This is a genomic window from Aestuariibius insulae, from assembly GCF_040783535.2.
In the GTDB taxonomy this organism is placed as follows: domain Bacteria; phylum Pseudomonadota; class Alphaproteobacteria; order Rhodobacterales; family Rhodobacteraceae; genus Aestuariibius; species Aestuariibius insulae.
Genome location: NZ_JBFONW020000001.1, coordinates 644,785 through 671,530, shown reverse-complemented (window position 1 = coordinate 671,530; position 26,746 = coordinate 644,785). Strand labels below are relative to the sequence as shown.

26 protein-coding genes are annotated in these 26,746 nt (G+C 63.2%); 7 read left to right on the top strand and 19 right to left on the bottom strand.

The features are described 5' to 3' along the window. Window positions 1-57 precede the first annotated feature (57 nt). Complete coding sequence (locus AAD018_RS03225) at window positions 58-750, top strand: glutathione S-transferase N-terminal domain-containing protein (RefSeq protein WP_367313573.1); 693 nt, start codon at window positions 58-60, stop codon at window positions 748-750. A 149-nt stretch (window positions 751-899) separates the two neighbouring features. On the opposite strand, the gene pheT is transcribed toward AAD018_RS03225, so the two are convergent. From pheT to AAD018_RS03175, 10 genes are all read right to left on the bottom strand, one after another. Further along, a complete protein-coding gene (gene pheT / locus AAD018_RS03220) occupies window positions 900-3,299 on the bottom strand; it encodes a phenylalanine--tRNA ligase subunit beta (protein WP_367313574.1) in 2,400 nt (799 codons plus the stop codon). A gap of 66 nt (window positions 3,300-3,365) precedes the next feature. Beyond that, window positions 3,366-3,857, bottom strand: a complete 492-nt coding sequence (locus AAD018_RS03215) for a hypothetical protein (protein ID WP_412005170.1) — start codon at window positions 3,855-3,857, stop codon at window positions 3,366-3,368. 172 nt (window positions 3,858-4,029) lie between these two features. Then, the gene (locus tag AAD018_RS03210; protein WP_412005169.1) at window positions 4,030-4,455 is read right to left on the bottom strand and encodes a hypothetical protein; all 426 of its coding nucleotides are present in this window, start codon (window positions 4,453-4,455) and stop codon (window positions 4,030-4,032) included. Window positions 4,456-4,601: 146 nt separating this feature from the next. Continuing rightward, complete coding sequence (pheS, locus tag AAD018_RS03205; protein ID WP_367313577.1) at window positions 4,602-5,675, bottom strand: phenylalanine--tRNA ligase subunit alpha; 1,074 nt, start codon at window positions 5,673-5,675, stop codon at window positions 4,602-4,604. Window positions 5,676-6,008: 333 nt separating this feature from the next. Then, entirely contained in the window at window positions 6,009-7,082 is a 1,074-nt protein-coding gene (locus AAD018_RS03200; RefSeq protein WP_367313578.1) for a Hint domain-containing protein, read from the bottom strand. 279 nt (window positions 7,083-7,361) lie between these two features. Beyond that, the gene (gene rplT, locus AAD018_RS03195) at window positions 7,362-7,724 is read right to left on the bottom strand and encodes a 50S ribosomal protein L20 (protein WP_367313579.1); all 363 of its coding nucleotides are present in this window, start codon (window positions 7,722-7,724) and stop codon (window positions 7,362-7,364) included. 12 nt (window positions 7,725-7,736) lie between these two features. Next, window positions 7,737-7,937 carry a 50S ribosomal protein L35 gene (rpmI, locus tag AAD018_RS03190; protein WP_367313580.1) on the bottom strand — a complete coding sequence of 67 codons (201 nt, stop codon included), beginning with the start codon at window positions 7,935-7,937 and terminating at the stop codon, window positions 7,737-7,739. A 118-nt stretch (window positions 7,938-8,055) separates the two neighbouring features. Continuing rightward, complete coding sequence (locus AAD018_RS03185; protein ID WP_367313581.1) at window positions 8,056-8,277, bottom strand: hypothetical protein; 222 nt, start codon at window positions 8,275-8,277, stop codon at window positions 8,056-8,058. A 35-nt stretch (window positions 8,278-8,312) separates the two neighbouring features. Next, complete coding sequence (gene pyk / locus AAD018_RS03180; protein ID WP_367313582.1) at window positions 8,313-9,758, bottom strand: pyruvate kinase; 1,446 nt, start codon at window positions 9,756-9,758, stop codon at window positions 8,313-8,315. A 198-nt stretch (window positions 9,759-9,956) separates the two neighbouring features. Further along, window positions 9,957-10,382, bottom strand: coding sequence for a hypothetical protein (locus AAD018_RS03175; RefSeq protein WP_367313583.1), 426 nt, complete (start codon window positions 10,380-10,382; stop codon window positions 9,957-9,959). Between the two features lie 287 nt (window positions 10,383-10,669). Between AAD018_RS03175 and AAD018_RS03170 the strand changes: the two genes are divergently transcribed. The 3 genes from AAD018_RS03170 to AAD018_RS03160 all read left to right on the top strand — a co-directional run bounded on the left by AAD018_RS03170 (window position 10,670) and on the right by AAD018_RS03160 (window position 12,805). Further along, the gene (locus AAD018_RS03170) at window positions 10,670-10,963 is read left to right on the top strand and encodes a DUF1244 domain-containing protein (RefSeq protein ID WP_367313584.1); all 294 of its coding nucleotides are present in this window, start codon (window positions 10,670-10,672) and stop codon (window positions 10,961-10,963) included. Continuing rightward, entirely contained in the window at window positions 10,963-11,199 is a 237-nt protein-coding gene (locus AAD018_RS03165; protein WP_367313585.1) for a hypothetical protein, read from the top strand. The genes AAD018_RS03170 and AAD018_RS03165 overlap by 1 nt, the downstream gene beginning before the upstream one ends. Before the next feature lie 130 nt (window positions 11,200-11,329). Next, a complete protein-coding gene (locus AAD018_RS03160; protein ID WP_367313586.1) occupies window positions 11,330-12,805 on the top strand; it encodes a calcium-binding protein in 1,476 nt (491 codons plus the stop codon). A 63-nt stretch (window positions 12,806-12,868) separates the two neighbouring features. Here the strand turns inward: AAD018_RS03160 and AAD018_RS03155 are convergent, their stop codons facing one another. The 3 genes from AAD018_RS03155 to dgcN form a co-directional block, all read right to left on the bottom strand. Continuing rightward, window positions 12,869-13,726, bottom strand: a complete 858-nt coding sequence (locus AAD018_RS03155) for a D-amino-acid transaminase (RefSeq protein ID WP_367313587.1) — start codon at window positions 13,724-13,726, stop codon at window positions 12,869-12,871. Window positions 13,727-13,943: 217 nt separating this feature from the next. Then, window positions 13,944-14,906, bottom strand: coding sequence for an N-acetyl-D-Glu racemase DgcA (dgcA, locus tag AAD018_RS03150; RefSeq protein WP_367313588.1), 963 nt, complete (start codon window positions 14,904-14,906; stop codon window positions 13,944-13,946). Window positions 14,907-14,958: 52 nt separating this feature from the next. Further along, window positions 14,959-15,960 carry an N-acetyltransferase DgcN gene (gene dgcN / locus AAD018_RS03145; RefSeq protein WP_367313589.1) on the bottom strand — a complete coding sequence of 334 codons (1,002 nt, stop codon included), beginning with the start codon at window positions 15,958-15,960 and terminating at the stop codon, window positions 14,959-14,961. A 177-nt stretch (window positions 15,961-16,137) separates the two neighbouring features. Between dgcN and AAD018_RS03140 the strand changes: the two genes are divergently transcribed. Beyond that, a complete protein-coding gene (locus tag AAD018_RS03140) occupies window positions 16,138-17,097 on the top strand; it encodes an L-malyl-CoA/beta-methylmalyl-CoA lyase (protein WP_367313590.1) in 960 nt (319 codons plus the stop codon). Between the two features lie 52 nt (window positions 17,098-17,149). On the opposite strand, the gene AAD018_RS03135 is transcribed toward AAD018_RS03140, so the two are convergent. Then, entirely contained in the window at window positions 17,150-17,986 is an 837-nt protein-coding gene (locus tag AAD018_RS03135) for an AraC family transcriptional regulator (RefSeq protein WP_367313591.1), read from the bottom strand. Between the two features lie 120 nt (window positions 17,987-18,106). On the opposite strand from AAD018_RS03135, the gene AAD018_RS03130 reads away from it, so the two are divergent. After that, a complete protein-coding gene (locus AAD018_RS03130; RefSeq protein WP_367313592.1) occupies window positions 18,107-19,069 on the top strand; it encodes an acetyl-CoA carboxylase carboxyltransferase subunit alpha in 963 nt (320 codons plus the stop codon). Between the two features lie 82 nt (window positions 19,070-19,151). On the opposite strand, the gene AAD018_RS03125 is transcribed toward AAD018_RS03130, so the two are convergent. From AAD018_RS03125 to AAD018_RS03115, 3 genes are read right to left on the bottom strand one after another with little or no spacing between them, the layout of a single operon-like run. After that, window positions 19,152-19,901 (bottom strand): lysophospholipid acyltransferase family protein, encoded by a 750-nt coding sequence (locus AAD018_RS03125; protein WP_367313593.1) that lies wholly within the window; start codon window positions 19,899-19,901, stop codon window positions 19,152-19,154. After that, window positions 19,898-20,773 carry a cell division protein FtsX gene (locus tag AAD018_RS03120; protein WP_367313594.1) on the bottom strand — a complete coding sequence of 292 codons (876 nt, stop codon included), beginning with the start codon at window positions 20,771-20,773 and terminating at the stop codon, window positions 19,898-19,900. The genes AAD018_RS03125 and AAD018_RS03120 overlap by 4 nt, the downstream gene beginning before the upstream one ends. Next, a complete protein-coding gene (locus AAD018_RS03115; protein ID WP_367313595.1) occupies window positions 20,770-21,447 on the bottom strand; it encodes a cell division ATP-binding protein FtsE in 678 nt (225 codons plus the stop codon). Before AAD018_RS03115 ends, AAD018_RS03120 begins: the two co-directional genes overlap by 4 nt. Before the next feature lie 158 nt (window positions 21,448-21,605). On the opposite strand from AAD018_RS03115, the gene AAD018_RS03110 reads away from it, so the two are divergent. Continuing rightward, the gene (locus tag AAD018_RS03110) at window positions 21,606-22,502 is read left to right on the top strand and encodes a zinc-ribbon domain-containing protein (RefSeq protein WP_367313596.1); all 897 of its coding nucleotides are present in this window, start codon (window positions 21,606-21,608) and stop codon (window positions 22,500-22,502) included. Window positions 22,503-22,511: 9 nt separating this feature from the next. Here AAD018_RS03110 and AAD018_RS03105 read toward each other — a convergent pair whose 3' ends face one another. Next, window positions 22,512-25,190, bottom strand: coding sequence for a DUF4175 domain-containing protein (locus AAD018_RS03105; RefSeq protein ID WP_367314209.1), 2,679 nt, complete (start codon window positions 25,188-25,190; stop codon window positions 22,512-22,514). Window positions 25,191-25,277: 87 nt separating this feature from the next. Beyond that, window positions 25,278-26,543 (bottom strand): diaminopimelate decarboxylase, encoded by a 1,266-nt coding sequence (gene lysA, locus AAD018_RS03100; protein WP_367313597.1) that lies wholly within the window; start codon window positions 26,541-26,543, stop codon window positions 25,278-25,280. Window positions 26,544-26,746 lie beyond the last annotated feature (203 nt).

Genomic DNA, 26,746 nt, shown 5'->3' with positions numbered 1-26,746 from the left:
GGTTTTTTGTTCCGGCGGGGCGCCTAGGTTGAGGGAAGATCATCCAGGGAGCTTTTGATGTCCGATCTGTCGCACTTTCCGATCACCGAAAAATGGCCCGCCAAGGACCCGGCGGTTCTTCAGCTGTATTCGTTTCCGACGCCAAACGGTGTAAAAGCCTCGATCATGCTTGAGGAGACCGGGCTGCCCTATGAGGTCCACAAGGTCACGCTGTCCGATGCGGACGTGAATAGCGATGCGTTTCTGTCGCTCAACCCCAACAACAAGATCCCGGCTATTGTAGATCCGGACGGACCGGACGGCCCAATCGGCCTGTTCGAGAGCGGGGCGATCCTGATCTATCTCGCTGAAAAGACGGGAAAGTTCATAGGATCCGGTGCCGATAAGGCCAAGGTGATCCAATGGCTGATGTTTCAGATGGGCGGGGTCGGTCCGATGTTTGGGCAGCTTGGGTTTTTCTATAAGTTCGCGGGATCCGAATGGGAGGATAAGCGCCCCCAGGAGCGTTATATCAACGAGGCGAAGCGGCTTCTGGGCGTGATCGACGGTGAACTGGCGAACCGGGATTGGATCGCCGGAGACTATTCCATCGCAGATATGGCGCTGGCGCCGTGGTTGCGCGCGCTGGATTTCTACGGTGCCAAAGAGGTGCTGGGATGGGACGATCACAAGAACGCCGTCGCCTATCTGGATCGCTTCCTCGAGCGGCCTGCGGTTCAGAGAGGATTGACGATCCCGTCGCGCGACTGATTGTTAACCATCTGTAAACGATCCGAGCGTTGCGATGAGGCCCCGCAACGCTCGGAAGAACTTGATACACATGGACTAGCGATCGTCCGACGAAGTGATCTATGCCTTATCAAAGTTTATATTAGGTTAACAATCAATCCTTGAGTTGCCTATTTCTGGCCTCTCAGCGTGCCTCCGGTCGCTTTTTTGACCTTTTCTACAATTCTTTGGGACACAGCCTCGATCTCACTCTCCGTCAGGGTTGAGTTCTTCGGCTGAAGTCGCGCGGTGATCGCGAGCGATTTGCGGCCTTCGCCGAGGTTTCCACCTTCGAAACGATCAAAGAGGCGAACATCCTCGATCAAGGCCTTGTCGGCCCCTTGCGCGGCATTGAGAAGCGTTGCCGCCTCGACCTGGCTGTCGAGCTCAAACGCGAAGTCGCGTTCGACCGCCTGCAGGTCGGACGCGCCAAGCGCGGGGCGTGCGGCGGAGCTGTTGCGCGGCAGCGGGATTTCGGCGGGCCAGATGGTGAAGCCGACGGCGGGGCCCTTCACGTCTAGGGCTTGCAAAACGCGCGGATGAAGCTCTCCGAAGACAGCGAGCGTCTTCTTGGGGCCGAGGCAAATCCGGCCATGACGGCCCGGATGCCACCAGTCGGGCGCCTCGCGAAAGATCTGGGTCTTTGCGGGCGCCCCGAGCGATGCGAGAACCGCCTCGGCATCGGCTTTGGCGTCAAAGAGATCGACCGGGCGGCTTTGACCGTGGATGTCCTTGGGACCCGTGCGGCCGATGCGGATGCCGGTGACGAGCGTGTGCTGCTCTTCGGGTTCTCCGCCATGGAAGGCCGCGCCGACCTCGAAGAGCGCAAGATCGGCGATGCCGCGCGCCTGATTGCGGGCGGCGGCCTGCAGAAGGCCCGGCAGAAGCGCGGGGCGCATATGCGACATCTCGGACGAGATCGGGTTCTCGAGCCGTGCCGCATCCGAGCCGCCAAAGAGCAGCGCCGCCTCTCGGTCGATGAAGCTGTAGCTGACGCATTCGTTCAGGCCCCGCGCCGCAGTGGCACGGCGGGCGGCGCGTTCGCGGATCTGGTTTGTCGTCAGGATCGGCTTGGGGATGCCCGGCTGGGTGCGGAACATGGGCCGTCCCTTGAGCTTGGTCAGGGAAGCGATGCGGGCGATCTCCTCGACCAGATCGGCCTCGCCCAGGATATCCGGGCGCCAGCTGGGCGGATGGGCCATGTCGCCCTCGAGCGTGAAGCCCAGATCCTCGAGCGTCTTGCGCTGGGTTTCCGCCGGAATGTCCATGCCCACGAGCGAGGCGCAGCGTTCGGTGTCGAGCCTGTAGGCGCGAGTGGTCTCGGGCACGGCCCCGGCGACGACCACCTCGGAGGGCTCGCCGCCTGCGTGATCGAGGATCATACGGGTCGCGTGGTTCAACCCCTCGAGCGTCCAGGCCGGGTCGATCCCCCGCTCGAAGCGGTAGCGGGCGTCGGAGTTGATCTTGAGCGCGCGGCCCGTCAGCGCCGTGCGGATCGGGTCGAAATAGGCCGCCTCGATGAAGACATCCGTCGTCTCGAGCGTGACGCCGGTGGGCAGACCGCCCATGACACCGGCGATGCTTTCGGGGCCAGCCTCGTCCGAGATGACGGTCATGCAGGGCTCAAAGGTATAGTCCTTCTCGTCGAGGCCGGTCAGGGTCTCTCCGCCCTGCGCCTGATGGATCCTGAGGCCGCCCTTGACCTTGGCTGCATCGAAGACGTGGAGCGGGCGGTTGCGGTCGTAGGTGAAGAAATTCGTCACATCGACGAGGAAACTGATCGGGCGCAGGCCGATGGCGCGCAGGCTGTCCTGCAGCCAGGCGGGGCTGGGATCGTTCTTGACGCCGCGAATGAGCCGCCCGGTGAAGAGCGGGCAGGCGTCCTGCGTATCGGCGTCGATGGTCACGGTAATCGGGCACGGGAAGGTCCCTTTGACCTCGCCGGTGTCGCGCGGGATCATCGTACCGAGCCCCCGTGCCGCCAGATCGCGGGCGATGCCGCGCACGCCCAGCGCGTCGGGGCGGTTGGGGGTGATGGCGATCTCGATCACCGGATCGACCTTGGCCGGATCGTTCTCGGCCAGCCAGTCGGTGAAGCTTTGGCCGACCTCGCCGGAGGGCAGCTCGATGATGCCGTCATGCTCTTCGCTCAGCTCCATCTCGCGTTCGGAGCACATCATGCCGTAGCTTTCGACGCCGCGGATCTTGCCGACGCCGATGGTCGTGTCGATGCCGGGCACATAGGTGCCGGGCTTTGCGATGACGACGGTGATGCCTTCGCGAGCATTGGGCGCGCCGCAGATGATCTGGGTCTCGCCTTCGTCGGTCTGGACCTGACAGACCTTGAGCTTGTCCGCGTCGGGGTGCTTTTCGGCGGAGTTCACGAAGCCGATGGTGAAGTCCCTGAGGCGCTCAGCGGGGTTGGATATGTCTTCGACCTCGAGCCCCAGATCGGTGAGCGTCTCGGCGATTTCATCAAGGGACGCCTCGGTGTCGAGGTGATGCTTGAGCCAGGAGAGGGTGAATTTCATGCCGGTATGCCTTTGCGCCTGTCGGGAGCGCGTTTAGCCTAGCTGCGGCGGGGGCGGAAGGGGTTATTACCCCTCCGTACGGAGCATCGCGTCGACACCGACAAGGATCGACATCGCAAAGAAGAGGATCGAGGTCAGGACGGTCAGCACGATCACCCGGTTGAAATAGCGGACCTGCTTGATCGCCTCGATCTGCATGGAGTGTTCGGAGGCCACGCGTTTCATCTCGAAAATGTGGTGCAGGCGGGGCGAGGGTTCGTAGATCAGGCAGCGCAGCAGGAAGAGGATCGAGACGGAGACAGTGACAACCTGCGCGAACATGAGCGTGAGGGTCAGCCAGGTCTGATCCAGCGAGAAAATAAAGGTGGATGCGGCGAGGATGATCGCCAGCACGGCGAGAAGGGCCGAGGATTTGGCGTCGATCTCGGCCATGATCTGGCGCGCCTCCTCCATGTCCATATCGGCGATGGCGACATCGGCTTCGACATCGAGGCAAACGGGCTGAAGGCTGAGCGCCTCGGCCCCCGGCATCATCAGGCGGTCCATGGTCTGGATCATCTTGGGGAGGGTGGGGAGGAAGGGCATAGTTCGATTCAGAACTCTACGTCGATAAGTGGCTCGCTAATCCTATCAGCAAAGGCTCGGTTCAAAAGACGATAATTAAGCTAAGAGAGGGCAAATCTTATTCGGCTTCTTTCTTATCAGTGCGTCTGCAAAGACTTGTTTGCCGCTAATTATCTGACCGTGCTCCTAAAACTAGTTTGTCGTTTAAGCTGCTATACTGATCCGCAGCGCTTTCCTTGACTTCCGCATCGTTAGATTTTCTGAGAAGTGCCGCAGCGTCTGAGGCAATTTTTGCGAAAGTTGGCTTTCCGTCAATCCGTATTCTTGAAGTCAGTAGGAAGAAGCGCTCAATATCTTCGTTCGATTTTTCCTCGCCATTTAAATCTATATAGGAAAATTTCTGAAGAAGATAAGATAATTCAACCACATCTGTGAGGCCGCGGCTGTCCGTGACTGAAGGACGACCAGATTGTTTTACCAGGTATAAACGTCGACGGTAGTCAAGCAGTACTCTGGATAGCAAATAAAGAAATAAGAGTAGTAGTAGAAGCGCCAGACCGGAGATTATCAGTACCGGGATTGCGTCAAACATTGCGTAATAAATTTGTGTCCAAAGGAATGAATCTGGGATCACGACTGGAGCTACCGGCTCTGCGAACGGAGTGCTTCCGTCGGGGAACACATGGTAGTCTGCACCAAAGAAGAGAGCTGCGTCCGTGTTGGGATTTCTCAAACTATTCACCTGCTCAACCCGCCCACCAAATCCGGGCGGTCGAGCGCTCCGAAGCCGTAATGGCGCAACCATCTGAGATCGCTGTCGAAAAAGGCGCGGAGGTCGGGGATGCCGTATTTGAGCATGGCGATGCGGTCGATGCCCATGCCGAAGGCGAAGCCTTGCCAGGCGGCGGGGTCGATGCCTCCGGCTTCGAGGACCTTGGGGTGGACCATGCCGGAGCCGAGGATTTCGAGCCAGTCGTCGCCCTCTCCGACCTTGAGCGTTCCGCCCTCCCAGGAGCAGCGGATGTCGACCTCGGCTGAGGGTTCGGTGAAGGGGAAGTGACTGGCACGAAAGCGTAATTCGACGTTATCGACGTTGAAGAAGGCCTTCACGAATTCCTCGAGAACCCATTTGAGATTGGCCATGGAGATGTCGGTGTCGATCGCCAAACCCTCGATCTGGTGGAACATGGGGGTGTGGGTCTGGTCGTAGTCGGCGCGGTAGACGCGGCCGGGGCAGATGACGCGGAGGGGGGCACCGTGCTCTTGCATGGAGCGGATCTGGACCGGGGAGGTGTGGGTGCGCAGGACGTGGGGAGGACGGTTATCCCCTTGATCCCTATGCATATAAAACGTGTCCATCTCGGCCCTAGCCGGATGGTGGCCGGGGATATTGAGGGCGTCGAAATTGTACCAGTCGCTTTCGATCTGCGGGCCTTCGGCGACGGAGAACCCGAGATCGGCGAAGATGGCTGTCACCTCTTCGGTGACCTGGCTAACGGGGTGAATTGTTCCGTGATTTGAATGCCTTGCGGGCAGCGTCACGTCGAGCCATTCGGCCTTGAGCCGTTCGTTCAAGGCGCTGTCGACGAGCGCCTGTTTTTTGGCGGCCAGCGCCGATGTGATCTCGGATTTCAGGGCATTGAGCCGGGGGCCGGCGACTTGCCGTTCTTCGGGGGTCATGCGGCCCAGCTCTCGCATCTGGAGGCTGATTTCGCCTTTTTTGCCAATGGCCTGGACGCGTAGATCCTCAAGGGTCGCCTCGTCGGAGGCGGCCGAGATCAGGCCGATATACTTGTCTCTGAGATCGTCCATGGCCCTGCCCTTGCTGCGCTATCGTCCGCGAGCGGTGCTACCGTCTGGGGCGGTGCAGCGCAAGCTGTGCGGAGTTTTGCGCGAATCATTCGTAAACAAAGGGGTATCCGGCGATTTGGGCCTTCGGTATCCGGTCGGTATTGCGTCGGTATTTGGTCGGTGGATTTTCAGCGCCATCGCCGGTTAATGGAGCGCACGGCGGTGCAACCGGTCCGCCGCGTGCGGCAGCGCACCCTTGCGTGAGATCCCTTGCTAAACCAACGGAAGAGCCGCGCATAGAAATGGCGCCGGGATGAGGGTCCCGGCGCCATTCAAGATCGAGACGCGTCCCGATCAGGCGGCGTCGATCAGATCGGCTTCCCAGCGTTTGAGCGTCGGACGAGCGGTGTCGCCGAAGGTCTCGCTGTTGTCGAACAGATCGGGGAAGAGCGCCGCAAACTCGGCGCGCATGTCCTCGGTCATCAGGGACATACCGTTGGCTGCAACGAAGAAGCTTTCGGTCACGGTGTCGTTTGCCCAGACTAGTTCGTGACGGTCGAACATGATGTGGTGATATTCGACCGTGCCGCCTTCGGCGCGGGTGATGGTGTCGTCGTTGACGAGATGCGTCGCCGCAACGAGGCCCTGGGTCATGCCGAACATCATCTCGAGCTGGGCACTGGCGATGAGCATCCGGTGCTGCGGGGAGACCATGAGCGGTGTCGTGGCGCCAAGCGTGCCCTTGGCGATGCGAACCGGAGCCATCTTGCCGGTCGCCTTGACCGTGCTGTGGCCGTGCCAGCGGATCGGCTGGGGGCCGTTGTCGACGGTCAGAACGAGGTCGCCCTCTTTCAGGTCCTCGACCTTGCGGTCGCCCTCGGGTGTGCGGATCAGGGTTCCGCGGCAGAAGCAGACGCCGTTGTCGCCGGGAGAGACCTCGGCATAGACGAGGTTCTCTTCGTCGGGTTCGTTGAACTGGATCGAGGTCCGTGTCGCGCCGGGGTTGTTTTCGGTCGGCACGTTGGTCGAGACCGCGCTATCGGCAAGGCCGCCCTGAGCTTCGATGTTCTGGGTGCCGCCGCCGATGTCGAGGAACTGAAGGACGGTGGTGTCGCTGTCATCCGCTTCGACGAGCGCGAACGCTTCGTAGTTGTTGTCGGCGGTGCCATCCGGATCGGTGACCCTGAAATCGAAGTCATCGCGGGAGATGACGTAGACCGTATCGCCGGTTTCGGGATCGACGGTGACCTGTCCTTCGGGGACATCGGCCAGGTTAACCTCGAGGCCGGGGGTGCCGTCGGCCTTGTAGAATGCAAGGATGTATTCGGACGGATCGTCGCCGGCATCGAGGGACACCTCGACAAATTCCGACACGCCGCTTTCACGGGCGTAGGTGTCGGCGTAGTGAATTTCGCTGATAAAAGCCATTTTTACCTCTCGCAGATAGAGACCTGGGGGGAAGTCGGTCTGTTGGCGTTCGGGAAAGAAAGTACGGGATACTTCAAACCACTCTGTCTCAGGCGTATGACGAGTTTCCCGGATCGAACAACGGTCCTTCCCGAAATGAGCGGGAGAACGCTGCTTTGCAGCAAAATTCGCCTCGCACGGGCAGCATCCCGCTCATTCCGGCGGTGATCTGCCTGATACGAGAGCACAAAAAAAACCGCCCCCGAAGGAGCGGCTTTTGCAACCTGGGCGTGATCCGAATCAGGCCAGAGCGGCTTTCGCCTTGTCGACGATCGATCCGAAGGCGTCGGGTTCGTGCACGGCGAGGTCTGCGAGGACCTTGCGGTCCACTTCGATCCCGGCGAGCGCCAGACCGTTGATGAAGCGCGAATAGGTCAGACCGTCATCGTGGGCGCGGACGGCGGCGTTGATCCGCTGGATCCAGAGCGCGCGGAAGTTGCGCTTGCGGTTCTTGCGGTCGCGGGTCGCGTATTGGTTGGCCTTGTCGACGGCCTGACGGGCGACTTTGAACGTGTTCTTGCGGCGACCGTAATAGCCTTTGGCGGCGTCGGTGACCTTCTTGTGGCGGGCGTGCGTGGTGGTTCCACCTTTGGTGCGGGACATGTCAGCCTCTCCTTATCGCGCGTAGGGCATCATCGGCTTGATGATCTGTTCATCCGCCTTTGAGAGGGTCGTCGTGCCGCGGGCATTGCGGATGAATTTGTTGCTGCGCTTGATCATGCCGTGGCGCTTGCCTGCCTGACCGGCGAGGATGCGGCCCGTAGCCGTCACCTTGAACCGCTTCTTGCAGCTCGATTTCGTCTTCATCTTCGGCATTTCGGTCTCCTTGGATATCGGAACGTGAACGGGGACCTCGGCATGCCTATGGGCCGGATCCCCGGTAAGAAGCGCCGCAGATACGTCAGCTTTGCAAGTTTGACAAGGGGATTTAGGTCTAGAGAAACTGGCCGATCACATTGACGAAGGCCTGCGGGATCTCTTCGAGCGTGTAGCCGCCCGGGCGTTGGCTGATCGCGTAATAGACGGTGGCCGCGCCAAAGAGCAGAACAAGCGCGGCAAGGCGCGGCGCCTCCCCGTCCTTGATGGAGCCGAAAATCGCCGGAATGGAGGCCAAGATCGCCAGCACGCCGATACACATGAAGAGGTCTGGTGTCATACCGAAAGCCCTAAGGTCCTGATGTCGCTTGGATCTTATTCGGGGTCGGTGTTGAAAATCAAACGTTCGTCGCAAGGCGCGACACGAAGGATATTGGTTGTGCCCGAAACGCCAAAGGGCACGCCTGCGGTCACGACGATCAGATCGTCGGCGGTTGCGAGATTTTCAGCCCGGGCAGCCCGGGCCGCGGCGACGACGGCGCCCTTGAAGCGCTCGATCTCGTCGGAGACGACGCAGTTGGTCCCCCAGGAGAGGCTGAGCTTGCGCGCCGTCCGTTCGGAGGGGGTGAGCGCGAGGATCGGCACGCGAGGGCGTTCGCGCGAGACGAGGACGGCGGTGTTGCCCGATTTGGTGAAGCAGCAGATCGCCTTGATCTCGGAGGTTTCGGCGATCTCGCGGGCGGCGGCGACAATGCCGTCGGCAACGGTGGAGCGTTTGGCGGCGCGGGAGGCTTCGATAATCTCGGTATAGGTCGGATCGCTCTCGACCTCGCGGGCGACGTTGTCCATCGTCGTGACCGCCTCGATCGGGTAGTCGCCAGCGGCGCTTTCGGCCGACAGCATGATGGCGTCAGTGCCCTCGTAGATCGCAGTGGCAACGTCCGAAACCTCGGCGCGGGTGGGCATCGGGCTTTCGATCATGGATTCGAGCATCTGGGTCGCGACGATGACCGGCTTGGCGGCAGCGCGGCAGCGGCGGATCAGGCGCTTCTGGATCGGCGGGACGTTCTGGACGGGCAGCTCCACGCCCAGATCGCCGCGCGCGACCATGATACCGTCCGAGACCTGCAGGATGGCGTCGAAATTTTTGACGGCGGTGGGCTTTTCGATTTTGGAGAGGATCGAGGCGCGGCCCTTGGCGAGACCGCGCGCCTCCTCGACATCGGCGGGGCGCTGCACGAAGGAGAGCGCCAGCCAGTCGACGCCCAGATCGCAGACGAATTCCAGATCCTTGCGGTCCTTGTCCGACAGGGCAGCGAGCGGAAGCTCCACGTCGGGGACGTTCACGCCCTTGCGGTTCGAGATCGTGCCGCCGACGATGACGTCGCAAATCGCGTGATCGGCGGCGCAGTATTTGACGCGCAGGGCGATCTTGCCGTCATTGACGAGAAGGCGGGCGCCGGGTTCCAGAGCCTGGAAGATCTCGGGATGGGGGAGCTGGACACGGCGCTTGTCGCCCTCGGCCTCGTCGAGATCGAGGCGGAACGTGTCGCCGACCTCAAGCTCTTCCTCACCATTGGCGAAGACGCCGACGCGCAGCTTGGGGCCCTGAAGGTCGGCGAGGATGCCGATGGGATTGCCCAGATCAGCCTCGATCTTGCGGATGATGTCGTGACGGGCGCGGATTTCGGAATGATCGCCGTGGCTCATGTTCAGCCGGAAGACATCGGCGCCGGCCTCGTGCAAGGCACGGATCGTCTCGTAATCGTCGGAAGCGGGTCCGAGCGTGGCCACGATCTTGACGTTGCGATGGCGTCTCATGAGGCGTGTCCTTCCGGTCTGTTACCGCTAACCCTGCGGTCGCGGGCGGTATGAGCGATTTTTTCGGGCCTCACAACTGGGGATGCAATTGTTCGCGTGCCGTGTGTGGCGCGGGGCCCCCGGGACGGTCTTCAAAGATGAGAATATTATAGCCATAGGCATGCTGAATGCGCGACCTAGGGTTGGCGCGTCTTGTCCTTACGGCTCGGAGTAGACAAAGCGGAGATAACTCTTACCCTCCTGATTATATTTTACTGTTGCCCAAAGACCGATCAGCACCTCTTCATCAGATACTTGCCGTCGATACTCTTTGCACTTTCTAACCCAGCCATTCTTAAGCTCTTTGTCCAACAGTTTTTGCCCCGGAGTAAAATCCGAGAACCTCAGGTACATATAAACGAACGCCATTAACTGACGCTTTTCTAGCAAAGAGAGGTATTCTTCGATGCTGAGCGAGGCAGACTGAACAGCATCAAAGCTGCCTTCACGTGCTGCTCGCTCAAGCTTAACGAACAGAGAAAATAGTTTCTGATCATTCAATGTAAGAAGACCGTCACGCGTGTTCTCAACACCGTGGGTGATGAGCTTTTGTTTGACGAATTGGTAAATCGAGATCTCGTCCATGGGCTTGATATATATGAGCGCCGCCTTGCCTGTAAAATAGCTGAAATCGATCGCCCCCAGACCTTTTCAGCCACGCGATATCCGGGGGCTCCGGGCTGCGAAGCCTTGCTCTCGGGAGGTGACATTCCTGCTTTTAAAGGGCGAGTATGCCGACACCTTTATTAGGTTGTCGGACATTAAGGACAGACTTGCCGTTCTTGCCGCGCTCAGTTCCAGCGAAGACATCTTTGTTTTCCCGGCGATGTAACCCATATCAAGGAAAGAGATCGAAGCGCGAGGAGCCCGGCATGGATGATCAGACGCAACTTGAGATAGAGGCCGCTGCGTTTAGGCGCCTGCGCGATCATCTGGCCGAGCGGACGGATGTCCAGAATATTGACATGATGAACCTGGCCGGGTTTTGCCGGAACTGCCTGAGCCGCTGGGTGCAAGAAGCCGCTGCCGAACGCGGGATCGAGATGTCCAAGGAGGAGGCTCGCGAGGCGTTCTATGGGATGCCTTATGCGGAATGGCGAGAGCGGTATCAGACGGATGCGAGCGCCGAACAGGCGAAGGCCTTTACCGCGCAGGAGCACACCTGATGAGACGCCTCGCCATAGTCCTTTGTGTTATCAGCGGTCCGGCCCTGGCAGAGCCTAACCCCCAGCTGTTGCGGCAGATCGAGCATAATCTGAGGGTCTTCGACGTCTCTGTCGATACCAGTCAGCTGACGACAGCGCAGGCCGCGCAGCTTCACCTGCTGCTGACATCGGATTCAGACAAGCTGGGATATACGCGGACGCGCAGCCGGATCCGAGCGATCCTGCGCCAGGACTGATCGGGCGGAATACCGCTTATCTCTCATGATCGGTTAACGATATCTTAAGACTTTAAGCTCCGGAGGTTCTTGACCTTCCCGGTGCGGTCCGAGAAGTCTTCCCTCATATTTCAACCGAGGGATGATTTTCATGGATCCGACCTATTTGCTTCTTCTTCTGGCTCCTCTTGCTTTGATCGGTCTCGCGGGAGGGGGCGGCGGCGGTGGAGGCGGAGGCGACGATGAGCCTTCCAACAGCGGTGACGACGAGGTGAGCGGGACAACCGGCAACGATCTTCTCGAACTCGGCGATGGCGATGACGTGATCCTGAGCGTTTTCTTCGACGGCGAGACCGCAGGCAACGATATCGTTCGGGGGCAAGGCGGCGACGATATCCTTTTGGATCCGGACGGATCGAACGAGCTGGATGGCGGAGACGGCGATGATGTTCTGGTCGGTTTCGATCGCGATGGAACCGAAGGCGCCGATCTTCTGATCGGCGGCGACGGCGAAGACCGGTTTTATGCCGATGATGGCGATACCGTGCGTGGCGGCGATGGAGATGATAGGATCTCGGTGCTGTTCGACCCGGACGAGGATCCTGTGATTATCGAAGGATATGATGAGGGCGGGGATGTTGATCGTATCACTTTCGTCCTGCCCAGCGGAACGCTTCCAAGCGACGACGGCGTCAGAGGAACCCCCGATGGTTCGACAACCGATTTTGTGCAGAACGGCGCGGATGTAGAGTTTACCCTGGACGGCGAGACGCTTGCTGTCTTTCGGGATATGGATGCCGAGGATCTTCGTGAAAAGGCCGGTTTCAACGATCCCGAGATCCTCAATAACCGATTCATCTTCATTAATACCCCCGAGAATATCTCGATCCCGGATCTCTATATCGAGACGGTCCAGCTGGAGGATGGAGGCGATCGGTTCGGGACAGTGGGTCTTGGGTCGGGGCCTGCCTTTGATATTCGCGGCGGCGATGGAGATGATAGGATCAACACCCTCGGTATCGGGGACAATCGTGTTCAAGGCGGCGAGGGCGATGACAGGATCGGCGGCTTCTCTGGCGACGATGTTCTCTTCGGTGAGGCCGGCAACGACATCATAAGCGGTGGCGCCGGCGATGATGAGATCCGTGGAGGCAGTGGTGACGACCGGCTGAGCGGCGGATCGCAAGGTGTGGATCTTCTGGTGGGAGAGGATGGAAACGACTTCCTGAGCGCGAGCGATCAGGCCGACGAGCAGGTCGGGCCGATCACATCGTCGGCCCAATATGCCGACCGTCTGATCGGCGGCGCGGGCGATGATGAGCTGACCGGGGACAATGGCGATATCCTGAACGGCGGATCCGGCGCCGATTTGTTTGCTGTCTCCGAAAGCGGTTTTGCCGAAGAGCTGGGGATCGAGGATGAGGCGGTCGTTATCCAGGATTTCAATCCCGCCGAGGACAGGCTGGATATCTTCGACAACAGGGACTCTTTCGATCGCCTGACGAACGAGGAACTGTCCTTTCGCCAGTCCGGCACCAGCGTCGAGATCGTGGCCAGGGGACGTGTCTTTGCGATCCTTGAAGGCGTGACCGTGGCCGATCTGGAGGGCGCCGATATCAGGACCTGATCGGCCCTGCCCAAAGCCGCGAAGCGGCGCCGCCCGGTATCAGGGGTTCAGGCGCCGCTTCGATCAGACCGCGGCCTTGCGGCTTTCGTCAAGATAGATCTCGCGCAGGCGCTTTGCGACCGGACCAGGCGTGCCGTCTCCGATATCAGTGCCGTCGATCGAGACGACCGGCATGACGAAGGTCGAGGCGGAGGTGATGAAAGCTTCGTCGGCGGCCAGCGCCTCGTCCAGGGTGAAGGACCGTTCCTCGACCTTCATCTGCGCCTCGCGGGCAAAGCGCAGGACGGCGGCGCGGGTGATGCCGTGCAGGATCTCGGTGCCGAGGTGACGCGTGATGAGTGTGCCGTCCTTGACGATATAGGCGTTGTTCGACGTCCCCTCGGTCACGTGCCCGTCCTCGATCATCCAGGCATCGTCAGCGCCTTCGGCCTTGGCCTGCATCTTGCCCATCGACGGATATAGAAGCTGCACCGTCTTGATATCGCGGCGGCCCCAGCGTTCGTCGGGGATCGAGATAACCTTGATCCCCTTTTTCGCGACGGGGCTATCGGCGAGGCCTGGCTTGGTCTGGGTGAAAAGCACGACCGTCAGCGGAGTGTCCGGCGCCGGATAGGCGAAGTCGCGGTCGGCGGCGCCGCGGGTGATCTGAAGATAGACGAGGCCGTCCTCGATCCCGTTGTCGTCGACAAGGCGGCGATGGATGGCGAGCAGATCCTCCTCGGTCATCGGCATGTCCATCCCGAGCTCGGTCAGGGATCGTTCGAGCCGTTTCGCGTGGCCCGCGAAATCGATCAGCTTGCCGCCGAGAACCGACGTGACCTCGTAGACGCCGTCGGCAAAGAGAAAGCCGCGATCGAAGACCGAGACGGTGGCCTGATGTTCGGGCAGGTACTCTCCGTTGACATAGACGGTGCGGGTCATGGCGGGGCTCTCCTTAGGGTCGGTTCCTTCACCTGAGCGAGAGGGCGAAAGCTGTCAAGCGATGGCGGCGGGCGGTTATGCGACGCCGGTATGATTCCCACTAGCCTTGTTGTGACGGGCGGGTCTCCGACCATTCGGCCCGGAAACGCTCCACGTTCGGAGGCGCATCGTTCCTCGAACGATGCTCAAATCCTCCTCACCGTTTCCGAGACGGGCCTCATCCCCATAGCTCCGGCTCGGGCGGGTGAACGAGGCTGCCGTCGTAGTGGAGCGGCGGATCTCGATCCTCGGCCAGCAGGAGCGGGCCGTCGAGGTCGGTGATCTCGGCGCCCTGGGCCAAAAGGACAGCAGGGGCCATGGCGAGGGAGGAGCCGACCATGCAGCCGACCATCACAAGGTAGCCCTCGGCGCGGGCGGCCTCGCGCAGGGCCAGCGCCTCGGTCAGGCCGCCGGTCTTGTCGAGCTTGATGTTCACCATGTCGTATTTGCCCTTGAGCAAAGGCAGGGAGACGCGGTCGTGGCAGCTTTCGTCGGCGCAGACCGGCAAGGGACGCTCGATCCCGGCGAGCGCCTCGTCGGCGCCGGACGGCAGAGGCTGTTCGACCATAGCGACGCCAAGGCGGAGCAGATGGGGCGCCAGGTCGGCGTAGATGTCGGCGGTCCAGCCTTCATTGGCATCCACGATAATCGTCGTGTCGGGCGCGCCGCGCCGGATCGCCTCGAGCCGGGCCATATCGCCCTCGCCGCCAAGCTTGATCTTCAGAAGCGGGCGATGGGCGTGGGCGCGGGCCTTGCGCTCCATCTCCTCCGGCGTCTCGAGCGACAGTGTGTAAGCCGTCGTCACCGGGGCGGGATCGGGCAGGCCCGCGATGTCCCAGGCGCGATGGCCGGTCTGTCTGGCCTCCAGATCCCAGAGCGCGCAATCGACGGCATTGCGGGCCGATCCCGGCGGCAGGGCCTCCTGCAGCGCGGCGCGGGAGATATCGCCGGGCAGAGCTTCGATCTGGGCGGCGACGCTATCGACCGTCTCGTCATAGCGGGCGTAAGGCACGCTTTCGGCGCGGCCGGTCGCGCCGTCCCGGGTGATCTGAACCGTGATCACCTTGGCTTCGGTGCGGCTGCCGCGCGCGATGGTAAAGGTCTCGGCCAGCCGGAATGTGTCTTTCGAGACGGTGATCATCGGGCGGCTCTCTTCATCTTGTCATAAATATGCACTGGCGCTCCACTCGCCGTCAGAGCGACAGCAACGCATCGACAAGCCGGCCCGCCCCGTGCCGGACCGGGTCGGCGGTGGGAAGGCCCATCCGTGCCTCGATCTCCTCGACGCAGGTCTGTGCGGCCTCGGGCGTCAGGGCCCGGGTGTTGACCGAAATGCCCGCGACCTGGCAGTCCGGATTGGCCACGCGCGCCAGCGGCAGGGCCGTATCGCGCAGCGTCTCGAGGCTTGGCAGGCCGTAATCGGGCAGACCGCGCATATGAGTGCGCGTCGGCTCGTGGCAGAGGATCAGGGCGTCGGGCTGGCCGCCATGGATCAGCGCCATCGTCACGCCCGAATAGGAGATGTGAAACAGACTCCCCTGCCCTTCGATGTGATCCCAGTGATCGGGATCGTTGTCGGGGGTCAGCCATTCCACGGCCCCGGCCATGAAATCGGCGATCACCGCATCCAGCGGGATGCCCGCGCCGGTCACCAGAATGCCGGTCTGGCCCGTCGCGCGCATCGTGGATTTGAGGCCACGGCTTTGCATCTCGCGGTCCATCGCCATGGCTGTGTACATCTTGCCGATGGAGCAATCGGTGCCGACGGCCAGACAGCGTTTGCCCGTGCGCTTGCGCCCGTCAGCGATGGGGAACGCGGTTGAAGGGATCCGCACGTCGTATAGCTGGCGGCCTGTCCGGGCCGCGGTATTGGCCAAGAGCGGCTGGTCGCGCAGCAGCGTATGCAGGCCGCTGGCAAGATTGTAGCCCTGCTCGAGCGCGTCGGCGAGGACATCCAGCCACAGATCCGAGATGACGCCGCCGCGATTGGCGACGCCGACGACGAGGGTCTTGGCACCTGCGGCGAGCCCCTCCTCGAGGCTCATGTCGGGCAGGCCCATATCGGCCTGACATCCCGGCAGGCGTAGCTGGCCGACGGCGACATCGGGGCTCCAGTCGCGGATGCCTTGGGCGACCTTTGCCGCAAGCGGATCGGGCGCATCCCCGAGAAAGAGGAGATAGGGCGTTGGAATCATTGGACGCTCCTGGGCTGACTTTGAGGGGGAGGATGGCCAGATTTTTCGCGCGGGGCTAGGTGGATTCTGCGCCGGGAGAAATGCTGCATATGCGAAAAGTCGCTTGCCGGGGTCTGCGCAATAATCTACCCGTTGGCGCAACTCTTGCGACAGATCCTTACCCGGAGACCCTGCCTCATGTCCTTCCGCATCCAGCCTGCGCCGGTGGCGCGTCCGAACCGGTGTCAGCTTTTCGGGCCGGGCTCGCGGCCTGCCATCTTTGAAAAGATGGCGGCGAGCGCGGCGGATGTGATCAATCTGGATCTGGAGGACAGCGTGGCGCCCTCAGACAAGGAGAGCGCGCGGGCCAATGTGATTGCGGCGATCTCTGAGGTTAACTGGGGCGACAAGACGCTGAGCGTGCGGATCAACGGGCTGGATACGCCGTTTTGGTATCGCGATGTCGTGGATCTGCTGGAACAGGCGGGAGAGCAGCTCGACCAGATCATGATCCCGAAGGTCGGCAATGCGAGCGATGTCTATGCGGTGGATGCTCTGGTGTCCGCCATCGAGGCGGCGAAGGGGCGGTCCAATCGGATCACCTTCGAGGTCATCATCGAAAGCGCTGCCGGGATCGCGCATGTCGAGGAGATCGCGGCGGCCTCTCCGCGCATGGCGGCGATGAGCCTCGGGGCGGCGGATTTCGCAGCCTCGATGGGGATGGCGACGACCGGGATCGGGGGCACGCAGGAAGACTACTACATGCTGCGCGGAGAGGACCGGCACTGGTCCGATCCCTGGCATTGGGCGCAGGCGGCGATCGTCGCGGCCTGCCGGACGCATGGGGTTCTGCCGGTCGATGGGCCGTTCGGGGATTTCTCGGACGACGAGGGCTACCGGGCGCAGGCGCGGCGCTCGGCGGTGCTGGGCATGGTTGGCAAATGGGCGATCCATCCCAAGCAGGTGGCGCTGGCCAACGAGGTTTTCACCCCCTCCGAAGAGGCGGTGACCGAAGCGCGGGAGATCCTCGCGGCGATGGAGGAAGCCAAGGCCAAGGGAGAAGGCGCGACCGTTTATAAGGGGCGGCTCGTCGATATCGCCTCGATCAAGCAGGCCGAGGTCATCGTGCGGCAGTCCGAGATGATCGGCGGCGCCTGATGCTGTTCGGGCGGCCTCCTTCGGGGAGGAGGGAGGCCGCCGGGGATGCGCGTTACTTGAGCGGCAGGCAGATCTCGGTCTTGAGATCCTCTGGCCGGGTGTCGAGCGGGGAGTTCAGGTAAAGCTCGAAGGACGGCGTGTCGGACGGCTCTTTGCCCGATCCCTCGAGCCAGTCGCCATAGAGGTGGTGGTAGGCCTGTTGCAGGCCGGAATAGGGGCCGGTGAAGTCGAGGACGGCATGGCTCCCGGCAGGCAGCGTCACCTCTTCGAACCCGTCCGGAAGCGGCGCATCTTCGGTCAGCACCACACCGGCGTGGCTTCTGAGGTCTTCGGGCGCCACGCTCATCGGGTCGTCGTAATAGACGCCGACCATGCCCCGGGTCTGCGGCCAGAGGTTGCGGCCCGAGATGATGGCGCTGGCCTTTTCGAACGCGCGTCCGATCTTGTCATAGGCCCCTCGGTGCGGGATGGCGGCGAGGCGGTGGGCCGGCAGGGTGCGGATCTCGATTGGATACACGGGATAGTCTCCTTGTGGGTCTGGAGGGTCGGGATGTCTGAGCTGGCCGCGACGGCGATAGGCGCCGGGCGGCAGGCCGTGGTGGTCGCTGAAGGTCCGGGTGAAACTGGCGATATTCTGGTAGCCCACATCGGCGGCGATCCCGGCCAGAGGTCGGTCGGTCGTCACCAGCCAGACGGCGGCGCGCGTCATCCGGACGCGCCGAACCGCCTCGGCCACAGTCTCTCCGGTCAGGGCGCGAAAGACGCGGTGCCAGTGAAACCGCGACATGGCGGCGACATCGGCGAGCCGGTCGAGCGACAGGTCCTCGGCCGGGTGATCGTGGATATAGTCCAGAACGCGGCAGATCCGGTTCTCGTAAGCGCCTTGCATGTCACCCTTCCCTTCGGTCGTGATCCGGCTATCGCATGGAAGGACATTGCAGATCTTGCCGAGTTGCAAATCTGGCGGGTCGCCGCGATATAGAAGGCCACCCGAGACGAAAGAGCGCCGATGACCCACTATCTCGACTTCGAAAAATCCCTGGCCGAGATCGAGGGGAAGGCCGAGGAGCTGCGCGCGCTGGCGGCGGGCGATCCGGAAATGGATATCGAAAAGGAAGCCGTCGCGCTGGACGAGAAGGCGGGCAAGCTTCTGAAGGATCTTTATGGTAGCCTGACGCCCTGGCGGAAATGCCAGGTCGCGCGCCATCCTGACCGGCCCCATTGCAAGGATTATATCGGCCAGCTGTTCACCGATTACACGCCGCTGGCCGGGGACCGGAACTTTGCCGACGATCATGCGGTGATGGGCGGTCTGGGGCGGCTGAACGGCCTGCCTGTCGTGGTGATCGGGCATGAAAAGGGGCACGACACGCGCACCCGGATCGAACGGAATTTCGGCATGGCGCGGCCCGAAGGCTACCGCAAGGCGATCCGGCTGATGGATCTGGCGGACCGGTTCCGCCTGCCTGTCGTGACGCTGATCGACACGCCGGGCGCATATCCCGGCAAGGGCGCCGAAGAGCGCGGCCAGTCCGAGGCGATTGCCCGCTCGACCGAGCGGTGTCTGGCGCTGGGCGTGCCGCTGGTGTCGGTCATCATCGGCGAAGGGGGATCGGGCGGCGCGGTGGCGTTCGCGACCGCCGATCGCGTGGTGATGCTGGAGCATTCGATCTATTCGGTGATCTCGCCCGAAGGCTGCGCGTCGATCCTGTGGAAGGACGCCGAAAAGATGCGCGAGGCGGCCGAAGCGCTGCGGCTGACGGCGCAGGAGCTGCATGAGCTGGGCGTCTGCGACCGGATCGTGACCGAACCTTTGGGCGGTGCGCACCGGGACGCGCCCGCGACGATCGCGGCGGTGGGACGCGCGATCGAGGATCTGCTGGCGCAGCTTGGATCCGGCTCCCGCAAGGAGCGGCGCGCGGCGCGGCGGCAGAAATATCTCGATCTCGGCTCGAAAGGGCTCGCGGCCTAGGCCCCCTCACCTTCCTCCGTTTCAACGCGCGCCGGACCGGCTGGGCGCCAAACGAAAAATGTCGTGCGGCGCAGCCGCTCCGTCAGGTTGCGTCCGGTTCGGGGAGGGCTGTGAAGCCCGCCTCGGCCAGAAGCAGGTCAGAGGCGGCCTCCACCTCCTGCTCGAGCCGGGCGGTGAAGTCGGCCACCTCAAGACCTGCCGGGATCGTCGGCAGGAACTCCACGACCGCCAGCCCCGGTTTGCGCATGATCCCGATGCGGGGCCAGAAGACGCCGACATTGGTGGCGACCGGCACGCAGTCCTGGCCCGTCTCCTTATAAAGGATCCCGGCCCCGACCTTGTAGGGCTGCTTGACGCCCGGAGCCACGCGGGTCCCCTGGGGATAGATGATCAGTTGCCCCGGCTCGAGCCGCCCTTTGTCGACGTCCGCGACCATCTTGCGGATCGCCTCGGACCGCTTGCCGCGATCGACGGGAATGCAGCCGATCCGGAGCCCGTATTGGCCGATCACGGGCATATACATGATCTGGCGTTTCATGATGAAGCGGCCCCGGGGGATCGCGCCGAAGATCATGAGAATGTCGAGAAAGCTTTGATGTTTGGCGGCGACGATCACCTCGCCGGTGGGCGGCGTGCCCCGCACCTCCGTCTTCAGCCCGACCATCCAGCGGGCGGTCCAGCGCACCCAGCGGCAATAGGCATGGCAGCCCGCATAAGCGCCCTCCTTCGAGATCAGGACCCAGGGCAGGTAGGCCAGTCCGATCACGACCATCATCAGGTACATCTGCCCGACAAAGACGAGCGACTGGAGATATTGCAGGGCGTCTTTCATGTCATTTCCTTCAGAACGGACAAGGCGGCGGCGCGGGTCGCGGCAAAGGCGGCGAGCGCGGCCAGGATCGGGATGAGAAGCGGTAGCAGCCAGCCTGCGCCGCGAAAGCCGAGGCCGGGCAGCACGGCATCGCCTGCTGGCAGCAGCAGGATGGCGGTGCAGCCCAACACGGTGCCCGACGCCGCGCCTAGAAGCGCGCGCAGGGTGAAGCGACGCACGAAGGCGCGGGCGATCGTCACGTCGCGCGCCCCGACAAGGCGCAGGACGCCGATGACCTGATTGTTGGCGGCCAGCGACGCGCGCACGGCAAGTGTGATGATCGCGACCGTGACCCCGGCGATGAGGGTCAGGCAGATCCAGCCCAGAAGCCGCAGCCGGTCCGCCGCCGCGACGAGCGGGCCGCGCCAGGCATCGTGGGTGTCGAGGACGGCGCCGGGAAGCTCTCCGGCGAGGCGGGCGCGGAGACCTTGAAGGTCGGCGCCGTCCTCCGTGATCTCGATCAGTGTGGGCAAGGGCAGATCGTCCAGAGGCAGATCGGGGCCGAACCACGGAGCGAGCAGCGCCTGTTGTTCCTCGGGCGGGATGAGGCGCGCCTGCGCGATGCCGGGCGTCGCCTGCAGGAGGGCGAGCGCGGTTTCGGCGGCGTCCGCATCGGGAAGACGCAGGGTGGCAGTGCCTTCGAGCTCTCCGGCCCAGTCGGCAGCTAGACGTCCCATCGACAGCGACAAGGCCAGCGCGAAGACGGCGAGAAAGGCCATCGCGGCGGCGGATAGGATCGTGAGCCGCGCGGTGAAGCCGCTGGGCGGGACGATGCGGTCGGCCTGCGGATCGCCTTTGAGAAAGGCCGCGACCTGGGCAAGGAGCGCTTTCACAAGGCAGCTCCGGCCATGTCGAGCTGTCCGTCTTTCAGGCGCAGGATGCGGGCATCGACGGCGCTTTTCGCCTGCCGGATCAGCGCCAAATCGTGGGTCGCGATCAGTACCGCCTTGCCGCTGCGGTTCAGCTCGATCAGAAGCTGGAGGAGGCGCTCGGACATTTCCCAGTCGATATTGCCCGTCGGCTCGTCGGCGAGCACAATCTCGGGCGACATGATGACGGCGCGGGCGAGCGCCGCACGCTGACGCTCTCCACCCGACAGCTCCGGCGGGCGCTGGTCCTGCTGCTGGGTCAGGCCGACCCAGGCGAGAAGATCGCCAAGCTGCGCCTCTTCCTCGCCGCCCATGCGATCGGCCATGGCGAGCGGCAGCGCGACGTTGTCGCGCAGCGGCAGGTGATCGAGGAACCGCGCCTCCTGATGGACGACACCGATGCGGCGGCGCGAGAGGGCCAGCCGGTCGCGGTCCATCCCCGCCAGATCGCGGCCAAAGAGCTGCACGGCGCCTTCGGTGGGCGTCAGATCCCCATAGCACAGCCGGATAAGCGTCGTTTTCCCCGTCCCGGATGCGCCGGTGAGGATGTGGAACGAGCCGGGTTCCAGCGTCAGGGAGACGCCCGCAAAGAGCACTCGCCCGCCATATCCATAGGCGATATTTTCGAGCTCTATCACGGGGCGGGCCTTTCTTGCGCTGGAGGTGTTGTGCCCGAAGGCCTCATAGGTTTCAATCGGAGGGTTGGTTTGCCTTTGCGCGGGTCTTTTAAGTTGTTAAGATTTCGTTGGAGTTGCTGGGGAGTGCGCGACGTTTCTCGCGTAACACGTGGAGCGCTATGAGGCTGACCTGTCCGAATTGCGGGGCAAAATACGATATCGCTGATACCGTGCTCGCGAAACGGGGCAGAGACGTCCAGTGCTCGAACTGTGGCAAGACCTGGTATCAAGAAGCGATCAAGGCTGAGCCTGAGAGCAAGGCCGAAGCGCCCAAATCGAAGAAATCAGTGGAAACGGCGGTGCCTGCGACAAGTGCAGCAACGGCTGCCGCCGAGCCCGCCGAAGATGTGATCAGGCGCGCTATGGCCGGATCGATTGCCGTGGAGGAGCAGGAGCCCGAGCCGACTGAGGCCGAGCAGCGCAAGAAGCGCGTGGCCGAGGCGATCACGCGAATCGAGAAGCATGGCGAGGAGACCGACAAGGAGCTGGCCCGCGAATTGGGCGAGGTTCTGGATCCGGAGCCGGAGCCGCCCTCCATCGATCCGGCGGTCGCGGCGATCCTGCGTCAGGAGGCCGAATACGAGGCCGAGGCGCGGCGTCAGGACGCGCTCGAGGCGTCGGGCGGTTCCGGGAAGGTCAAGCGCAACGGCGTTTTTGGATCCGGCAGTTCAAAGCTGCCCCGGATCGAGGATATCAATCCCACTCCGCGCATCGACGATGACGAGGAAGACGACGACGATATCGATATCGAAATGGGCGATCCTGAAAGCCTGCCGCGCAGTTCGGGGTTCCGGCTTGGCTTTGCGCTGACGGTCATCATCTTTGGGCTGCTGGTGGGGGTCTATGTCTTCCACGGCAACCTGACCGAGGTCTTTCCCGCGCTGAGCCCGGTCCTGTCCGATTATGTGGGCACCGTGGACACAGCGCGGATGTGGATGACGGACAAGATGCAGGCCGTCGTCGACAATGCGAACACGGGCGGCGGCGCGCCGCGTCAAAGCAACATCACCGAATAGCGAAGCGCTTTAGAAGCGGTCGAGGAGGCGGCGCAGGTAGTCGCGTTCGATGATCGAGCGGTCCTGTTCGGAGGAGCGGCGGCGGATCTCGTCGAGCAGCTCCCCGGCGCGGCGGGCGATCTCCTGGCGTCCTGTCAGCTCTTCGTTGGTGCCGAGCTGGCCGTTGCTGCCTGCCTCGCGGCCCAGCGGATCGGTCCGGTTGGCCTGCTGCTGCGGATTGGCCTGTCCGCGGGCCTCGCCCTGTCCGGGCTGGCCGTTTTCCTGCTGGTTGTTGCGGGCCATCTGCTCGCCCAGACTGCGGATCCCGTCGCGCAGAGCGTCCATCGCCTCGGCTTGGCGGTCGATGGCTTCGGCCAGATCGTTGTTGCGCAGTGCGTCCTCGGCATCGTCCATGGCGCCTTCGGCCCGGCCCAGCGCATCGCGGGCGGCCTGACCTTCCGGGCTGTTACCACCGGGGAGCCCGTTGCGCTGGCGTTCGAGCTCTTGGCGGAGGGCCTGCTGGCGGCTGGCCAGATCGCCTTCGGATCCGGCGCCGGGGCGCTGACCCTGACCTTGCTGGGTGCCCTGCCCCTGCTGCTGGTCTTGCTGGCCCTGTTGCCCGGGCTGTTGTCCCGGTTGCTGGCCCTGACCCTGCTGGCCTTGGCCTTGTTGCTGGCCTTGCTGACCCTGTTGCCCTTGTTGGCCCTGCTGACCTTGCTGGCCGGGTTGCTGACCTGGCTGTTGGCCGTCCTGTTGACCCGGCTGCTGGCCCTGGTCGCCTTGCTCGCCGTCCTGGCCGAACTGCTCTTGCAGATCGCGGAAGGCCTGATCCGACAGGTCCTGCTGATCACGGAGCGTTTCGGCCAGATCCTCCATCGATTGCTGACCGGGGGTCTGGGGGCCGCCCTCGCCCGGCTGGCCCTGGGTGATCTGCAGGTTCTCCATCAGCTGATTGTATTGCTCCATCAGCTCGGCGGCTTCGGCCATGCGGCCTTCTTCCATCAGTTCTTGTATGCGGTCCATCAGGGCCTGGAGTTCGTCCTGAGTGAATTCGAAGCTTTCGCCGTCGTTATTGTTGGCCTGATCGGTGCCGTCGCCAGGTTCCATCTGGTCGGCGAGCATCTGCATGTAATCATTGGTGGCATCGCGCAGCTCTTGCATAAGCTCGGCGATTTCCTCCTGGCTGGCGCCGTTGCGCATGGCTTCGGAGAGACGCTCCTGCGCGCGGCGCAGGCGTTCGCGGGCATCGGCGAGGGTGCCATCCTCGAGCTGGATCGCCAGCTCCCAGAGGGCTTCGGCGATCTCCTCCTGCGCTTCGGTATCGAGGCCATCGGCGCGGACCATCGTTTCGAGGCGCCGCAGGATGAAGCGCAGGCGCAGATAGGTCGTGTCGGAGCGGAAGAGCTCCTCGGGGCGGTTGGAGACAGCCTTGAGGACCTGCAGAACGCGGGGGGCGTTGTCGCGCGACCAGAGCAGGTCGCGGCGCTGTTCGATCACGGCGCGGGCGACGGGCTGGAAGAAGCCGCGGCCCGGCAGGACGAGGTCGATCTCCTCGGTACGGCCGGTCTGGCCGGTGCCATCCTCGACCTCGAGCACCATGGTGACGGGCATGCGGGCGAAGGAATGTTGGCTGAGATTGTCGATCAGCTCCTGATCGAACTGCGATAGATCGCCGGTGAAGGGCATCGGCAGATCAAGGACCACTGGCTCGCGCGGGTCGGGATCGATCTCGAGGCCATAGCGGCGGTCGGTGGCGTCCAGATCGCGGGTGAAGGTCGCGGTGCCGGCGAGGACGGCATAGTCGTCGCTGGCGGTGAAGGGCTGGTTCAGCTCTCCCATCGCGTCGGATTGGATCGGGCCGTTCGCGGCGATCTGCGGCGGCAGGTCGGGCAGAAGCGTGATGTTCCAGGAGGCGCCGCCTTGCCCGTCGATGGCAAGGACCCCGGCCTGCGTGACCTCGAAGCTTTGCATCGGGTCGGCGACGCTTCCGACATCTTCGGTGCGGCCCGAGACGGTTTCGTTGACGGTGAGCGCGCCGACCTCTCCGTAGACGCGCAGGGTGATGCGGCTGCCGACGGGCACCTCGAGCGGGCCGGGCGGGATGTCGGCGAGGTACAGCGTGGGCTTGCCGGTATAGCGCGGCGGCTCGACCCAGCCTTCCCAGACAGGACTGTCGATCACCGCATCGCCGGCCGCAACCGGACCCAGATCAGAGACGGTGCCGATGCGGAGGAAGGAGCCGAAGAGGATCGCGACGGTCAGGAACAGCAGCGCCATGTAGCGCAGGCCGTAGGGGTCGCGGCGCGCGAGGCGAAGATTGGCCGGGGCGGGCTGCGCCTTGCGGGCGCGTTCGGCCATGCGCGTGCGGTGCGCCTCCCAGACGGCGCGGGAGGCGGGATCGGTTGCGCCGATGGCCTGACTGTCGCGCAGGGCGGCGATGGGGCGGCCCGGCATGGTGGCGTCGAGGCGGTCCAGCGCATCCTCTTCGCTGGGCCAGTCGAAGCGGCGATAGCCTCTCGCGAAGGTCAGGACGATGGCAAGTCCAGTCAAGACGACGAAGGTCCAGAGCGCCTCAACCGGCAGGACGTCCTGAAGGCCGAACATCAGCGCCGCGATGACAGAAGCCGTCACGACCCAGAACGGCCAGAAGGCCTGCACCACACGCTCTGCGACGAGGCCCGAACGGGTCGCGAAGAGCGGCCAGCGCAGGGCCTTGTCGGTTGCGCTATCGGTCTTGGTCGGTGAGGTCAGAGCCTCTCTCCCATCGGAATGTCGGTTCGCTGCAATATAGGCCCTTTAGAGCCATGGGGGAATGGTATCGCGTCCGATCATCTCTTCATAGCTGGGACGGGGGCGGATAACCGCGACGTGATCGCCTTGGACCAGCACTTCGGGGACCATGGGGCGACTGTTATATTCGCTAGACATTACAGCACCGTAGGCGCCCGCAGAGCGGAAGGCGACGAGGTCCCCGGGGCAGAGCGGCGGAAGGTCGCGCCCCTTGGCGAAGGTGTCGCCACTTTCGCAGACCGGGCCGACAACGTCATAGGGCTGCTTTTCAGTGCCGGGGAGCGCCTCGCGGGCGGGGACGATCTCGTGCCTGGCGCCGTACATGGCGGGGCGGATTAGATCGTTCATGGCGCCGTCGAGGATCAGGAAATCGCGATCCTCGCCCTCTTTCACGAAAAGGACCTTGCTGACCATGATGCCCGCATTGCCCGCGATCAGGCGGCCCGGTTCGATCTCGATCTCGCAGCCGAGATGTTCGAGTTCCTCGCGGACGAGCTGCCCGTAATCGGAGGGCAGCGGGGGCTGGCGGTTGGAGGTCTCGTAGGGAATGCCGAGGCCGCCGCCGAGGTCCAGACGGTCAATGCTGTGGCCATCGGCGCGGAGCGCTTCGGTGAGCTCGGCGACCTTGCGGTATGCGGCGCGGTACGGCTCCAGATCCGTGAGCTGGGAGCCGATATGGACGTCGATCCCAATGACTTGCAGGCCGGGGAGATCTGCTGCCTCGCGGTAGATATCGCGGGCGCGGGAGATCGGGATGCCGAACTTGTCGCCTTTGCGGCCCGTCGCGATCTTCTCGTGCGTGCCTGCATCGACATCCGGATTGACGCGCAGCGTGATCGGCGCGGTGACGCCCATCGAGGCGGCGATGTCACTGAGCATGCGCAGTTCGGGTTCGCTTTCGACGTTGAACTGGCGGATGCCGCCTTCGAGGGCCATGCGCATCTCGTCCGGGGTTTTGCCGACGCCGGAAAAGACGATGCGGTCCCCGGGCACGCCTGCGGCCTTGGCGCGGGCATATTCGCCGCCCGAGACGACGTCCATCCCGGCGCCCGCATCGCCCAGAAGCTTGACGATGGCCAGGTTTGAGGCGGCCTTCATCGCGTAGCAGACAAGGTGCGGGCCCCAGGAGAGCGCATCGTTGAAGAGGCCGTAATGGCGCAGGAGCGTCGCGCTGGAATAGCAGTAGAACGGAGTGCCGACGCTGGCCGCAATCTCGGCGATCGGGACATCCTCGGCGTGGAGTTGGCCGTCTTTGTAAAGGAAATGGTCCATGCCTGATCGCCGTTCGTGGAGTACCGTCAGCCGGGCCATAGCCGAGCGCGCGACACGGGTCTAGGCCGGGCTTTGCCGTAGGGTGCAGGTGTCGAGGGAAGAGTAGTTTAGGGAAAGAGAAGGATGCGGACGAAGTGAGCTTTCGCTCACTCAAGATCAATGGCTGCTATGGGATTGAAGCTAACTTGTCTTTTTTGATGCCG